10 protein-coding genes, 1 tRNA gene and 2 pseudogenes are annotated in these 13,027 nt (G+C 53.3%); 3 read left to right on the top strand and 10 right to left on the bottom strand.

Annotated elements, in window-relative coordinates; translation table 11 throughout:
• Positions 1 to 122: 122 nt before the first annotated feature.
• From F7Q90_RS14190 to F7Q90_RS14205, 4 genes and pseudogenes are all read right to left on the bottom strand, one after another.
• Positions 123 to 420, bottom strand: a pseudogene (locus tag F7Q90_RS14190) (GGDEF domain-containing protein); the annotation flags it as partial.
• A complete protein-coding gene (locus tag F7Q90_RS14195) occupies positions 417 to 821 on the bottom strand; it encodes a DUF1987 domain-containing protein (RefSeq protein ID WP_044241483.1) in 405 nt (134 codons plus the stop codon). The pseudogene F7Q90_RS14190 and the gene F7Q90_RS14195, both read right to left, overlap by 4 nt.
• Positions 814 to 1,380, bottom strand: a complete 567-nt coding sequence (locus F7Q90_RS14200) for a SiaB family protein kinase (RefSeq protein ID WP_006118245.1) — start codon at positions 1,378 to 1,380, stop codon at positions 814 to 816. The genes F7Q90_RS14195 and F7Q90_RS14200 overlap by 8 nt, the downstream gene beginning before the upstream one ends.
• 16 nt (positions 1,381 to 1,396) lie before the next feature.
• A complete protein-coding gene (locus F7Q90_RS14205; protein WP_006118246.1) occupies positions 1,397 to 2,626 on the bottom strand; it encodes a SpoIIE family protein phosphatase in 1,230 nt (409 codons plus the stop codon).
• Between the two features lie 295 nt (positions 2,627 to 2,921).
• Between F7Q90_RS14205 and F7Q90_RS14210 the strand changes: the two genes are divergently transcribed.
• Positions 2,922 to 2,997, top strand: a tRNA-Phe gene (locus tag F7Q90_RS14210).
• A gap of 426 nt (positions 2,998 to 3,423) precedes the next feature.
• Here the strand turns inward: F7Q90_RS14210 and F7Q90_RS14215 are convergent.
• The 4 genes from F7Q90_RS14215 to F7Q90_RS14230 form a co-directional block, all read right to left on the bottom strand.
• Positions 3,424 to 4,056 (bottom strand): hypothetical protein, encoded by a 633-nt coding sequence (locus F7Q90_RS14215; protein WP_141119359.1) that lies wholly within the window; start codon positions 4,054 to 4,056, stop codon positions 3,424 to 3,426.
• Positions 4,057 to 4,271: 215 nt separating this feature from the next.
• Complete coding sequence (locus F7Q90_RS14220; RefSeq protein ID WP_006118248.1) at positions 4,272 to 4,916, bottom strand: glycosyl hydrolase family 28-related protein; 645 nt, start codon at positions 4,914 to 4,916, stop codon at positions 4,272 to 4,274.
• Between the two features lie 963 nt (positions 4,917 to 5,879).
• The gene (locus F7Q90_RS14225) at positions 5,880 to 7,154 is read right to left on the bottom strand and encodes an MFS transporter (RefSeq protein ID WP_006118250.1); all 1,275 of its coding nucleotides are present in this window, start codon (positions 7,152 to 7,154) and stop codon (positions 5,880 to 5,882) included.
• Positions 7,151 to 8,572, bottom strand: a complete 1,422-nt coding sequence (locus F7Q90_RS14230) for a M20 family metallopeptidase (protein ID WP_006118251.1) — start codon at positions 8,570 to 8,572, stop codon at positions 7,151 to 7,153. Before F7Q90_RS14230 ends, F7Q90_RS14225 begins: the two co-directional genes overlap by 4 nt.
• A 145-nt stretch (positions 8,573 to 8,717) precedes the next feature.
• Between F7Q90_RS14230 and F7Q90_RS14235 the strand changes: the two are divergent.
• Together F7Q90_RS14235 and F7Q90_RS14240 are read left to right on the top strand one after the other, a co-directional pair.
• Positions 8,718 to 9,631 (top strand): annotated as a pseudogene (locus tag F7Q90_RS14235) (LysR family transcriptional regulator).
• 442 nt (positions 9,632 to 10,073) lie between these two features.
• Positions 10,074 to 10,436 carry a hypothetical protein gene (locus F7Q90_RS14240; RefSeq protein WP_006118252.1) on the top strand — a complete coding sequence of 121 codons (363 nt, stop codon included), beginning with the start codon at positions 10,074 to 10,076 and terminating at the stop codon, positions 10,434 to 10,436.
• Positions 10,437 to 10,567: 131 nt separating this feature from the next.
• Here F7Q90_RS14240 and F7Q90_RS14245 read toward each other — a convergent pair whose 3' ends face one another.
• A complete protein-coding gene (locus F7Q90_RS14245; protein WP_006118253.1) occupies positions 10,568 to 11,776 on the bottom strand; it encodes an aldose 1-epimerase family protein in 1,209 nt (402 codons plus the stop codon).
• A 294-nt stretch (positions 11,777 to 12,070) separates the two neighbouring features.
• Complete coding sequence (locus F7Q90_RS14250) at positions 12,071 to 12,823, bottom strand: DUF1868 domain-containing protein (RefSeq protein ID WP_241492772.1); 753 nt, start codon at positions 12,821 to 12,823, stop codon at positions 12,071 to 12,073.
• Positions 12,824 to 13,027 lie beyond the last annotated feature (204 nt).

Below are 13,027 nucleotides of genomic sequence, written 5' to 3' on the forward strand. Positions count from 1 at the left end.
AATGGAGGCGAAGCGCCTCAAGGAGCCATGTCCGGTGTTTCACGCGATAGTGTCCATTAAAAAATGATGGACACTATTTTCCCGGAACCGGAGCCCGCTGCACAGACGGTTTAAATGTGACGCTTACGAATAATGGCGCTGCGGTTCCAGACATTCGTCAGCGGATCGGTGAGTGGCTTTGTACTCCAGCTCTCTCGTCAGCTCAATAAGCTGCTCATTCACCCGGTTTAACTCACGCTCGGCTCGATCGCTGCGCGAGATCAGCCGGTAAGTTTCGCGCATCAGCCGCTGATAGTGGTTATTAAGATCGGACAGCGCCTGGCGGTACTCTTCGGCGTGCAGACAGCTCTGCGCCGCCACATGGCTGGCATGGTTCAGCGCCTGGGTTTCTTCCAGAAACAGCTCATTAAGGTGCGTCATTGGTGCTGTTCCGCATGTAATGTGACGGTCAGGGCGGTGAAATCCAGCGACAGCTCCTCGCCAAACTCTTCTGACACGTCATCTTCAGCGTCATAGAACCAGTTCAGCACAATCTCACAGCCGTTCTGCGCCAGCCTGTTGAACTGATCGAACAGCCCGAACAGCATTTTGGTGCTGGAGCTGTTGAAATAGCTCAGGTCGATATTGACTTCAGTCAGCTGGCTGGCCTGCGGTTGCCAGGATTCCAGTGCACTTTGCAGCGGGCGATAAAAGGCGGCCGCATTTTCCGGCCAGGATTCGCCCCGCAGGGAAAATCGCTGGGCCGCAAAATCAAATTCCACGGCGGGCGTGCATTCGGTGGGGGTGAGATGAATGGTTTGCATAGAGGATTCTTTAGTCATGGCAGATTGTCGCCTTTAGCCAAAAGGCAGAGAGCTCGCTGGCTTCCAGTGGCTGGAAGCAGTATTCCAGCGGTTCACTGACGTCGCGGGCAAGGGTAAGTAAGCCGATATTGGCGCCTTTGCTCCAGACAGGACTCTCTGCGCGTAACCGACTGCGGTAGGCTTGTTTAATTTCGTCTGCGTTCATGACCCGTAACGAGTCCAGATCGCCACGCAGTTGAACGCTGGCATCGCTGCCTACCAGATTGGCACTTTCCAGATAGTAGCGCCCACCATCATAGCGCAGGCTCAGCGATCCAAAACGATAGAGCTGATCGTTGTGGCTCAGCGCCCGGCTGTCCTGCGAGTAGCGCAGGATGTTTTGCGCGATCTCGACAAAGCTGGAGAACAGCCGTCGTCGCACTTTCTGTGACTGCTCGTGGTTCTCCAGAAACAGTTTGACCACTTCACCCATTGCCGTGATGTTTTGCGGCGAAAAAAAGCCGGTGTACTGGAGCGCGATAAGACCAGATTGCGATTCGGTGTTGAACGGCAGACCACGGAGTGATTCGTTTTTCATTTTCTTCCCGGTGCAATCAATAGCGAAAGCCAAACCAGGTGACGTCGTCGCGTCGCGCCTGGTTACCTTGCCAGCTTAAATAGTCTTGCTGAAACGCCAGCGATAACTCCGCCATAGGCAAATGCTGATAGCGCATCAGCAGTGACTGAATGCGCTTATTGCCAAACATAATATTGCGCTCGCCACCCGGTTGATCGGTGACGCCATCCGTCAGCACAAACAGCATATCGCCGCGATTAAATGCCAGGCTCTGTTCCGGCCAGTCATAATCCTCCGGCGTATCGGTATACCCCACGCCGACGCGATCCTGGCTGAGCGCGATGATTTCGTTACTGATGTTGCTGAGCATAAATGCCTGGGTTCGGGCGCTGGCCCAACGCAGCTGATGCAGTTCGGTATCGACAGACAGCACGATGGCATCGCAGCCATCGTTAGAGAGTGACGTTTGCTGAGACGCATTTAACTGTCCCAGGGTTTGTTTAATATGGTGGTTAAGCGCATGCAGAATGCGGGCAGGCGCCTGCAGATCGGCCTCGCGTAGCGCATTTTCCAGCGCAGACTGCAAAATTACCGTCATAAAGGCACCAGGAATGCCGTGGCCCGTACAGTCGGCAATGACCGCCAGCCAGCCGTTATTATGACGGTGAAAGGCGTAATAATCGCCACCCACGCCGTCCCTGGGCTGCCAGTACAGACACCAGTCGTCGAGCAGAGTCGCGATTAGCTGGTTGGATCGGTCCAGCATCGCGTCCTGAATCACCCGCGCGTAATCGATGCTTTGTAAAATCTGCTGATGCTGGCGCGCCTGTAAGTCGGAGACGCGGCGGATCAGATCGATCCCTAAACCAATGCCAATATAGTGTCCGTTCTCCGTCAGGATAAAGCCATCAGCGACGGACTTATCGCCATTGGCCACCACCTGCTGCGCCACGCTTTCCAGCGTGTTTTCTACGTCGATCACCAGCGGGAACTTATCCATAAAGGCAATGCAGCTCTTACGGTCATACAGTTCGGGAAAGAAGGGCCGCGCCATCTGCGACAAAAAGATGTGGCGGTTAATCATGCCAAACGGTTTGCCGTTTTCTACCACGGGCAAACCGATGAGATCTTTATGCTCGGCAAACAGCGCCATCACCGCACGGTTATCCGTCTCCGGACTGACAAAAGGGACCTCAATGCATAACACCCGCGCGTCGTAACGACTTGAGGCGGAAACCACAGTATTCACAGAGGCGGGTAACTGCATGATGCGGCTCTTGATTATCCAGGAATAATCTTAAGAGTAATGAGCGCAGATGACGGATTTATGGCAAAAAAACAGTTAGTAAAAAGAGCGCCGATAAATCGTGGATAAAGCAAAATAGCAGCGAAAAACCGCCAGCCAGGCGGCGTTAGACAGCGTGAAAATCCGGCACCCGAGTTATGCGCCACCGGGACCGGCGGTCAATTTTGCTGCGGTTGATGGAAAAGGCGGCAGTTGATTTCATTTTTGTGAAAAGCGTTTGACGCTGGGGCCTGCATAGGGTTTAATGCTCCTCGTTGCCCGAATAGCTCAGTCGGTAGAGCAGGGGATTGAAAATCCCCGTGTCCCTGGTTCGATTCCGGGTTCGGGCACCACAAATTTGAAACCCTCGCTTCGGCGGGGGTTTTTGCGTTTGGGGGCAAGGTCGTAGTTATCGGGACGGCTAAATGTGCAAAACAGCCTCTTCGTGGCGAGGGACAAGGCGTATGTCGATTGCCAGCCTGTTACGGCATCTGCCCATAAAAAGGCTGACTGAGCGGCGATAGCACCTCGATCTTCCCTTTGTCATGCGCTTCTCCGAAAAGTATGCAGTCCGGTAGCAGAGCAGAAAGACCTCTTTTTACCGGAAGCCTGTTATCATCAGGTTAACGGGATCACGTCGCTGACGCCTGCCAGACGCAAGGACTGACATCCAGTTTACTGCTACGGCCTGCTGCCCCATTCGAATTGCGTAAATCAGGCTGTCCGGCCTGGCCCAGGCTAATAATAAACCCCGGACGGTACCGGGGCGAAGCGAGAGGCTACACGGCTGGCATGATCGGCTGAAGATTCAGATAGGGCAACGCATAGTCAGGTAACAGATCGATGATCGCTGGCAGGGGTATTTCTGCGATGACGCCTGCTACCACCACCCGTTTTCCGCTGTCGGCAAAGCGGTTTTCCGCGCAATGAAAAGCGTCAGGGAACAGGGTGACGCCAGGGCCAGGCGAACCAATGAGTTGAGAATCTTCGCTGCGATTAATAAACAGATTAGAGAACACCAGATACTTTGAAACGGTGATGTGTTTCTCTGGCGTATCATAAATGTTACTCCAGTAGCTAATCATTCCATCGTTCAAATAATTATTGAATATAAAGGTATCCTGCATGATGCGCCATTGAACGGCTAAATCGTCGTAGGGACGTGCATCAAATGAGATACTTTTTAGATAGTTACCGGCAAATACGAGGCCTCGGGCATTACGGAATTTCAACTGACCGGACGCATCAGCAGGCCAGCCTGAAAAATAGTTCTCAACAACTTCAACCTGGTCGTAGGCTTTAATATAAACAGCATGATCCCGGACAATATCATTTTCACCGCTGGCTGGATTATACAAGCGGGGAGTCGTGCTACCTGAAAAGAAATTTTTACGGAAAACCCCTTTTTTCAAATTGCTGGTCGAGTACCAACCGGCAACAAAGTGTCCCTGCTCATCATCAAATGGGCTTTGTTGAATAAATGGATTTTATGCTGTGGTACTATGAAAACGGTTGTTTCAGATAACATAAAATCAATGCATTACATGCTTGCGTATGACGGTGTTCTGTCTGGCATCAGCGTTTTCTACCAAAACAGTGCAGACAAAACAGAATGATTACCTATTATTCAACAAAGCCCATCAAATGTCATTATCCCCCGTGTGCGTAATGCGATAAGCGTCAGCAGCATCGCTTTTGTGGTTGCATCAATCCATGCTTCAGCAACAGAAATGTCCGTTATTGAACCCAGAAAATTTTGCTCGATTATCAGGCCGGGCGCATTGCCATAGGTATTTATCGCCACGCCGGGATAACCCCGGCCACGCATAAAAACATTGCCCTTAATCAGGTAAGCCTTTGTTGAGCAGGTTAACTGGGCCACGTTAGTATCGCTCACCGTATTAATAAAAACATTATAGTTAACATTAATGCCGGTTTTTCTTCCGTAAAAATACAGCGTCGCATTCTCAAAGAGAATATTCTCTATTGTCAGGTTAGCGACGGTATTGCCATATTGACCGTCACCAAACATGACGGCGCGCTTGCTGTTGATACCGCGAAATACCGTGCCGGTAACATCACCTTTCAGTGAGTTAAACGATTTGAGCTGGATATCCTGCGAGAAAAGGTAGACGCCTGCGGGGAAATAAATGCCTTTTTTCTGTTGCGTGCTGATATTTAATAGCGCAATGAGTTTTTCAGAGAGATCTTCGGATGTATCAGGGTAAATACCCATGTCGGGCGCAAAAATATAGTCATATAACGTATCCATATTCACCTCATTTTTAACGTAAAACCTACTTGATATGCATGGTGTGTCTGTCCGTATTTAATGTAAATTACGCAGTGTTTCTACTGCATCTTCAGCAAGGGAGGGCCGAATAATGGCAGGTTTGCATGATTGCACGTAATAAAAAACGGGTTTCTGCCTGGGTAGGCAACATTAAGCGTAAGAACATTGAGCGAGATCAAAATGGTTAACAGAGCCGGGATGAGTTAAACAGAATACGGGATAGATTTTACAGTTAAAGCCGATCTGAAATGATTCACAGATCCCTGCCAAATCGCGCAACAGGAAAAAGGCGAACGGGTCGCTGACAAACAGCATATTCAGGCGGAGGAAAGATGGCTCACTGGCCAGGCGAAAAGTCATGGTCTGATAGTTTTAATGCTGCTAAAAAATACTTCCGATATGGGCTGTTCTTAATAACGCTGTAATAACCTTTGCTCGTATTGGTGAACGCATCCTTATTGTTCTGCCGTTCCATCACTGGAATAAAAACGGTGCGTGTTAATTGTTAGTGGGTTCTCCGTAAGTCTTGCTGCTGGAACGCAGCAGAATATGATGGTTCACAGAGCTTCTTTATCGTGACTGGGTCATTATTTTTCATTATCGTCAGCTTGCCAGACGGCATAAAGATGATGCCTCATGTGAGTAAGTTAATCTTGTTTACAGTATTAATGCGTCTTTTCTACCGTTCCGTTTTCGGGGTGGCAGACCACACATTGAGCCATTACCGGGTTTTATGAAGACTGTTACATTCTAAAGTGGGTGGGGATGAATATTGTTGAAAGCAATCGGTGGGGTTCTTAGCAAGGTATAAAGAAAGGAAAAATCAGTCAGCTTTCTCAGCCCGACTGATGCTGGGGTTATTGAAGCAAATGAAGCGTTAACAGCCAAACTTCTGCCACCTTGTAAAATCCGTCAGGTGCACAACCCTGTGCACCTGTTCTCCTACTTCACGCGCTTCTGGCTGCGCAGCAGTGCCAGGCCGCTCAGCACCGACATGGCCATCAGGTAATAGCCGGGTGCCAGGCTGGTGCCGGTGGCCGTGATTAACAGCGAACAGATCAGCGGTGCAAATCCGCCAAATACGGTCACTGCGATGTTATAGCTGATCGCCATGCCGCTGGCGCGGGTGCCCATCGGAAACAGATCGGCCATGACCGACGGCACGGTTGAGAAGTAGATCGATTTCAGCAACGCCATCCAGCAGACCAGCGCGACAAGCGTGATGGGCGTGGTGTGACTGACGACCAGCTTAAAGGCGGGATAGATGGTGACGATCAGTAAAATCAGCGAGCCCCACATCAACGGAACCCGGCCGATGCGTTCTGCCCACAGACCCATAACCGGCGTCACCACAGTCAGGATCACACCCGCCATTAACGTCGCGGTAAAGGCCACAGAGCCGGGCAGGTGCAGATTGCGCGTGGCATAGGTCGGTACATAGTTGAGCATGTAGTTAACCGCCGTGGAGATGACCATCAGGCCAATCGCCAGCAACATCAGCTCTTTCTGGCGGCCAAACAGGCGTTTAAGTGGGGCAACATCAGGTTGATGTGTGGCAAAGCTGGCAGGTTCATGCACATGGCGGCGGATATAAATTCCCAACGGGCCAATCAGCAGACCAAAGGCAAAGGGAATGCGCCAGCCCCAGTCCTGAATCTCGCTTTCCGTCAGGATTTTCGTTAATCCCAGACCAAACGCGGATGCCATCAGCGTACTGGCCCCCTGAGTGGCAAACTGCCAGCTGGCGATAAAGGCTTTGCGCTCGGGAAAATGCTCCACCAGGAACGCCGTCGAGCTGCCAAATTCGCCGCCGGCAGAAAAACCCTGAACCAGCCGCGCCAGCAGGATAAGTACAGGGGCCATCAACCCAATACTGTCGTAACCCGGCATAAACGTAATCACGGCACCGCCCAGCATCATCAGATTGATGGAGAGCAGTAGCGCCTTTTTGCGACCATGGCGGTCAGCATAGTTGCCCAGCACAATCGCGCCCAGCGGCCGGATCAGGAAAGACACACCGAAACTGCCGAACGTAAGCAATATCGACACGGACGGATCGCGGGTCGGGAAAAACGCATGGGCGATATAGCTGGCAAAGAAGCCGTAAACCGCAATATCAAACCACTCCAGCGCATTACCGATGCAGGTGGCAAACAGGGTTTTGTGCAGGCTGGGTTTATTCGCGTGCAGAGATGCGGTGGTATTAAGTGTGCTCATGCGGCACCTCCGGCATGGTGACGATGCTTCGCGACCAGTTCGCGGCCTTGTTCGCCCAAATCCCACAGCAGTCGGGTCATGATCTGCAGGCCTTCGCGCGCAATTGACTTCAGCATATGCTCGTTCACGCCGTGCTGACCGCAGGCGGGATAAGAGTGCGGCACCCACAACGTGGGCAGGCCGAGAATGTCGGAGAACACCTCATTAGGCAGTGAACCGCCCAGGTTCGGCAGCAGTGCCGGCGTTTTGCCGCTGGTTTCGGCCATGCTGGCCAGCACCCAGTCGACTAACGGATCGGTGGGATCCAGCCGCGTGGCAGGCGATCCGCGCATAAACTCGACGTTCACGTTGTCAAAGCCGTGCTGTGAAAGGTGTTTCCTGACGTGCTGCGCCAGATTTTCCCAGTCGGTGCCGACCACAAACCGCAGCTGACATACCGCGGTCGCCTCGCCCGGAATGGCGTTCATGGGGCGGGCAGGATTGCCGGTGAGAAAAGACAGCACCTCCAGCGTGTTCCAGCCATACAGGCGTTCTGTGGGGGTAAGTGTCGGTTCGCCCCAGTCCCTGTCAATCTCGGGATCGCCAGGCATGCCGCCGACGTGAATCTGACGGAGAATATCGCGTACCTGTTGAGTGAGTGAACTAGGTTTCAGCGCCGCCACCTGAAGCACGCCCTGAGCATTCACCAGCGAGGCAATGGCATTGGCCAGTTGCGTGCCGGGGTTACTCAACAGGCCACCCCAGTTGCCGGAGTGATAGGCGTTGTCGCGAGCCGTGATGGTAAGGCGAAAATTGACGGCGCCGCGCGAGCCCAGGAACAGGGTCGGCTGCACCGCGTTCAGGCGTGGACCGTCTGAGGCGACAAACAGGTCGGCTTTGAGCAGATCGCCGTGCTGCTGGCACAGCTGTGCCAAACCTGGCGAGCTGATCTCTTCGCCCATCTCGAACAGCAGCTTGCAGTTGAAACCCAGCCTGCCGCCGCGCGCCTGAAACACCTGTTCCAGCGCGGCCAGGTTAACGCAGTGCTGACCTTTGTTATCCGCACTGCCGCGGGCATACCAGCGGTCGTCTTCTTCAACAAGCTCCCAGGGCGTTAACCCTGCGCGCCAGTTTTCGTCATCGCCAAACACCACATCGCCATGACCATAGCTCAGCAGGGTGGGTAGAGCGGGATCTTCAATGCGTACCGCCACCAGAAAGGGACGATGGGCTGCTTCGGTGTTCTCAATAAAGTGCAGAGTAAAGCCCAGCGCGCGCAGCTGCGGCCCAATCTCATCGTGTAAATAGTGATGCAACTCGCCGTCGCGATCCTGGCGCTGGCTCTCGGTGCGCTGCGCCACGCGACGCGCCAGAATGCGTTGAAATTCCCCACTGTCGAACCAGGCGGTGGCCTGTTGTATGGCGTTTTGCGCTGTCATGTTTGCGTATCTTTTATGCGTATTATGTTTTCCCATCATTTCCGAAACGCTGCTTTGCCACAATTATCAATTTATCGAGTAAGATTTGCTTTTAAAGCAAAGCTAACCTGCCCGTTTTCGAGGCATGCACCAGCATGAGGCGCGCATGATCAGTAATGAAATCCGCTATTTTCTCGCCGTGGCGAATACGGGCTCGTTAAGTGCGGCGAGCGAACAGTTGTTTATTGCGGTGTCGGCTATCAGCCGTCAGATTCAGCGGCTGGAGACCCAGTGGGCGTTCCGCTGTTTGAACGTCACGCTCGCGGGATGGTACTGAATGAAGCCGGGGAGATTTTTGCCCACCATGTGCGCAAGAACATGCTGGATATGGACTATGCGCTGGCCGAGATCAAAGGGCTGAAAGCCGTGCGGCGCACGCTGATTCGGCTGGCCTGTACCGACGGGCTGGCCTTTACGTTGCTGCCGCGCATGATTGCCGACTTTCGCGAGACGAATCCCGGCATCCTCTTTGACATTAATGTCGCCAGCCCGCAGGGCGTGTCCGAACGAATACGCAGCGGCGAGTGCGACCTGGCGCTGCAGTTCAGTCTTCATGCCGAAACGGGCGTAGAAATTATCGGCTCCTGGCCTGCGCCGGTGTTGTTAGTGATGCATCAGAGCCACCCACTCGCCAGCGCGCCGCAGGTGACATTGCGTGATATCAGTCCCTATCCGCTGGCACTGCCCCAGCAGAATACCACCGTGCGTCAGCTGTTTGAGCTGGCGAGCCATATGAGTGGCAACCTGATTGAGCCGGTGGTGACCTGCGATAATTTCTCTACCTTATTCCAGTTTCTGCTGCGTACGCCGTTGGCCATGACCATCTGTAGTGCCTTCAGCGTGCTACAGGAAGCCGAAGCGCATGGACTGGTGATGCGATCTGTCGACATCGATCAACTGAGCCAGCGCAATCTGCAACTGCAGGTGCCTTCTGGTCGGCCCCGCAGCGCTGCGCTGGAGATGTTTTTAGCGTTTGCGCGGCAGCAGTTAACGGCGCTGGAGGCACTCACGCAGCCCTGAGACGCCGGGTTATAAAGCGGTAGGTTCAGGTAGGGCTTCCCAGACGATAAGAGCGTTTCCGCTCAACGCCCTGCAAGCCCGCCTCTTTGCTCTGCAACGGCCACGATCCCCTGACGGATGACGAAAGCGCCGTGCGTTCACTTGCCTGGGCCGCTTCATTCTTCAGCCGTTTGATTACGTCATCAGGTTACGCACCCGCTGTGAAGGCAGACTGCGTTTTTCGGACTTCGCCTTATCGCTTTTCCGCTTTATCTGATCGCCAGTACGGCTGCGTTGTGGAGTAGTGTAAAGGACGTAAAAGGCTGTAAAAACGCGCGTTTTTAGCCTGTGACGCGCTTATCATTCCTGCCATACGTCACTGTCACTCAGTCGGAAGTTTGCCGATAAAACAGAAAACAGTGCACATACTGACCTGAACATTCATCTGCAAAGGAGAACCACCATGGATTCTTTCTTTCCTGAGGATGTCATTGATACCCTCAGTAAAACGTTCTGGCAGCGCGTCAGTGCGATGAAAGGGCTTATCGAACGTCACCAGAGTTTTCGTCTGCTGTGGTTCGGCGAGGCGCTGAAACGTAACCACAACTGGACTGATATCAGCGCGGAGCAGGCCGTCAACCGCGTGATTAGCGAAAGTCAGGGACTGCCGTTGGCGGAGGTCAGAAAAATGACCATCGCCCAAAAGTGGGTTGCACTGTCAACGGTGAGAAAGACGCTCTATTCACAACCGGATGGTAAAACGTTTCAGTGGCTGGTGGAGAAGAAGCTGGACGAGCTGGATAATCCCGGCCAGTTTTCAGCGTAACGCCATATTGCGTTCAGCGGCGTAATAAAAAACCTGTCCACGCTGTTCGCGTTAATATCAACTGGCCGGGGTTGCCCCCGGCTCTGTGATGAACAGCGAAACCTTACCGCTTTTGTGGCAGTAAACCGCGCTTATTCATTCGCGATCGGCGTCGAATTTTCCTCGATTTTGGTGTCGCCCTGAATCGCCTGAATCCGCTTCTCTACCGCATTTACCTGATCGCTGTTGTGCAACAGCGTGTAGGTCAGATCAAAGGTTGCACTCGCGCCCGGTGCCAGCTGTTTCACGCGCTTCTGCTCCCGTTCAATCGTGACCGGATAGGCATAGTTGGTGCCGGGCTCAATCCCGGTGACATAGCCTTGTTTAAGCGTGTCGGTATTCTTCCACAAGGTCAGCAGCGGCAACTGCTGAGTATCAAACTGAATGGACGCGCCTTTGTTGCCCGCTTTATTAACCACGGCGGCGACCGTCTGATGATCCTTGTCGGACAGCGGTTTGATGTTAAACACCATTTCATCGAAGTCTTTGGTTGGGCCTTGATAGGTCTGCCAGTTTTTCAGCCCCGCTTTGGCATAGTCATTGAACGGGCTGATGCCCGACATCGGGGCCATAAAGCGGGCACCTTCCTCCAGAATGGGCGTACTGAAGTTGCTGTGATAGATGATCTCGTAATCGTGCGGGTAATCGGAATGGTTGGTCAGCATGTCGTGCAGGCTGAACTGATTGCTGCCCGGCACATAACTCAATTCCGTCCAAGTCTGCAGATCGGCTTTCTTAAACGTGCTCTCTTTGATCAAACCGCGAATACGGATTTCATGCGGGGCCGCATCCGCCACCTCGACTTCAAGCTGCGAGACCGACGTGTTTCCGGCTTTGCCATGCAGCGTGTAGATACGGCCTTTGTCGTTCACCGGATGGCCGGTCCATTCGTAGCCACAACGCACCATCATTTCGTTGAATCCTTCCAGCCAGCCCAGGCCATTGCGGCTTTCAAGATTGATGAACGCCGGGTTTACCACCTCTTTAACGGGCGAATCCCAGCCCAGGCGGGTGCCGAATCCCTCTACGCGGAGCAGGTTCATACCGCGTGTCGGAATAAGCGTAATAGTCAGGCCATCCTGACTGCGGATGACCAGAAGCTTACTGCCTTCCTGCTTGCCACCATGCAACACTTTCTGCTCAATGCTGAACGGTTTGCCCTGAATGTTCAGCTCGCTGCTGTTTATCTGCCAGTTTCCTTTGTCGGTGCCTTGTTCAGCACTCGTCAGCACCCAGTTTTTTGCAGATACCGAACCCGAAATCATTACGGCCAGCACCATCAGTGCGAGTTTCGTCTTCATCGTTTACCTCTATGGCTGAATCGTTTTTTCATTAGTGAGAGGAATTTACTGATTTGGGCTACGCGGAAACGTGATTTCTCTCACCTGCTGGAAAATCAGGCAGGATTAAGCGTGTTAGTGGGATGTTGCTCACATTTAAAATGCTTATTAATGCTGTTATGTCATCTTTTTATCGGCATAAACGCGAAAGCTGTAAACGTTTCAGCCACCACCGGTAAACCGTGGCTGGCGCGTAAAGTCAGGAATCAAAACAAAGGCGCGAAGCAGGGGCGTCGCGCTGCACAGTGAGGCGGATCAGGTCAGATAAAACTGTCGCTTGAAGGCAAACATATCATTCAGCAGGCAATACTCGGGATTACCGAGCGTAATAACTGGCGCGCGCTGCGCGATCATCGTTTTCCAGTTCGCCAGTGAACGTCGCCAGGCGGCGTCTTCGTCGTCGGTCAACGGTGCAACCTGATATCCCAGCGTGATATGAAACTGGTAGCGATCGTGGTCTGGTTCGCGAATGCCGGTGACCTCGGATAGCCGATCGCGTAAACGGCGCAACCGCGTCTCTGTCTCCGCATCCGCCGTTAGCAGGCGCAGCGTTAACGGGGTTTCACGCGCAGACGGCGCCTCCGGATTGACGCGCATGTGGTAAGGCGAGGCATCCTCACCCAGTTTATATGTCCGCAGGCGTTCAGCCAGAATCCGGTCGCACTCGTCCATGGGCATGTCCAGCGGCAGCCCGGCAGGCCATAAGGGATAGCGTCTTGCCTTGTCGTTGGCTCCGCCGAAAACAGTCATGTGATAACTGGAGGGCGGCAGTGCGGTAACCTTCATTGACCAGCTTTCGCCGGGTAATTCACGATAGACATCAAGCAGGGCATCAAAGGGTTCTGAGCCGTCACCTTGCTGCGGCAGATGGCAGATAATCGTGTTTCCTTTAAAGGGAAGAACCCGGCCATCTGCGTCAAACTTACGACCCACGTCGTTGGGGCGGTGTTCCGCACCGATGGCGAGGGAAGCGGCCAGACCGCCCAGGGTGGCAATCGTACCTTTCAACAGCCTTCTCCGTGTTGTCATCGAATAACCTCTGCATTTAGCCGGTTCCGACAAGGTCGGTAACGGGACCGTTTCCCCGCGCAACGCCACCCGTATCTGCGCGTGCTGTATTCCTGAGAAGCTGTTCTCATGCCTGACCGGGCTTAACAGGCAGGGGGGCTGTGATAAGGGGACAATAACGCGCATGCGCAGAAACAAAGAACC

The organism is Pantoea stewartii subsp. stewartii (assembly GCF_008801695.1).
Classification (GTDB): domain Bacteria; phylum Pseudomonadota; class Gammaproteobacteria; order Enterobacterales; family Enterobacteriaceae; genus Pantoea; species Pantoea stewartii.

Excerpts from the sequence above, each read along its gene's own strand:
- F7Q90_RS14195 (WP_044241483.1), bottom strand. The coding sequence starts at position 821 with ATGACTAAAGAATCCTCTATGCAAACCATTCATCTCACCCCCACCGAA.
- F7Q90_RS14200 (WP_006118245.1), bottom strand. The coding sequence starts at position 1,380 with ATGAAAAACGAATCACTCCGTGGTCTGCCGTTCAACACCGAATCGCAA.
- F7Q90_RS14205 (WP_006118246.1), bottom strand. The coding sequence starts at position 2,626 with ATGCAGTTACCCGCCTCTGTGAATACTGTGGTTTCCGCCTCAAGTCGT.
- F7Q90_RS14220 (WP_006118248.1), bottom strand. The coding sequence starts at position 4,916 with ATGGATACGTTATATGACTATATTTTTGCGCCCGACATGGGTATTTAC.
- F7Q90_RS14225 (WP_006118250.1), bottom strand. The coding sequence starts at position 7,154 with ATGAGCACACTTAATACCACCGCATCTCTGCACGCGAATAAACCCAGC.
- F7Q90_RS14230 (WP_006118251.1), bottom strand. The coding sequence starts at position 8,572 with ATGACAGCGCAAAACGCCATACAACAGGCCACCGCCTGGTTCGACAGT.
- F7Q90_RS14240 (WP_006118252.1), top strand. The coding sequence starts at position 10,074 with ATGGATTCTTTCTTTCCTGAGGATGTCATTGATACCCTCAGTAAAACG.
- F7Q90_RS14245 (WP_006118253.1), bottom strand. The coding sequence starts at position 11,776 with ATGAAGACGAAACTCGCACTGATGGTGCTGGCCGTAATGATTTCGGGT.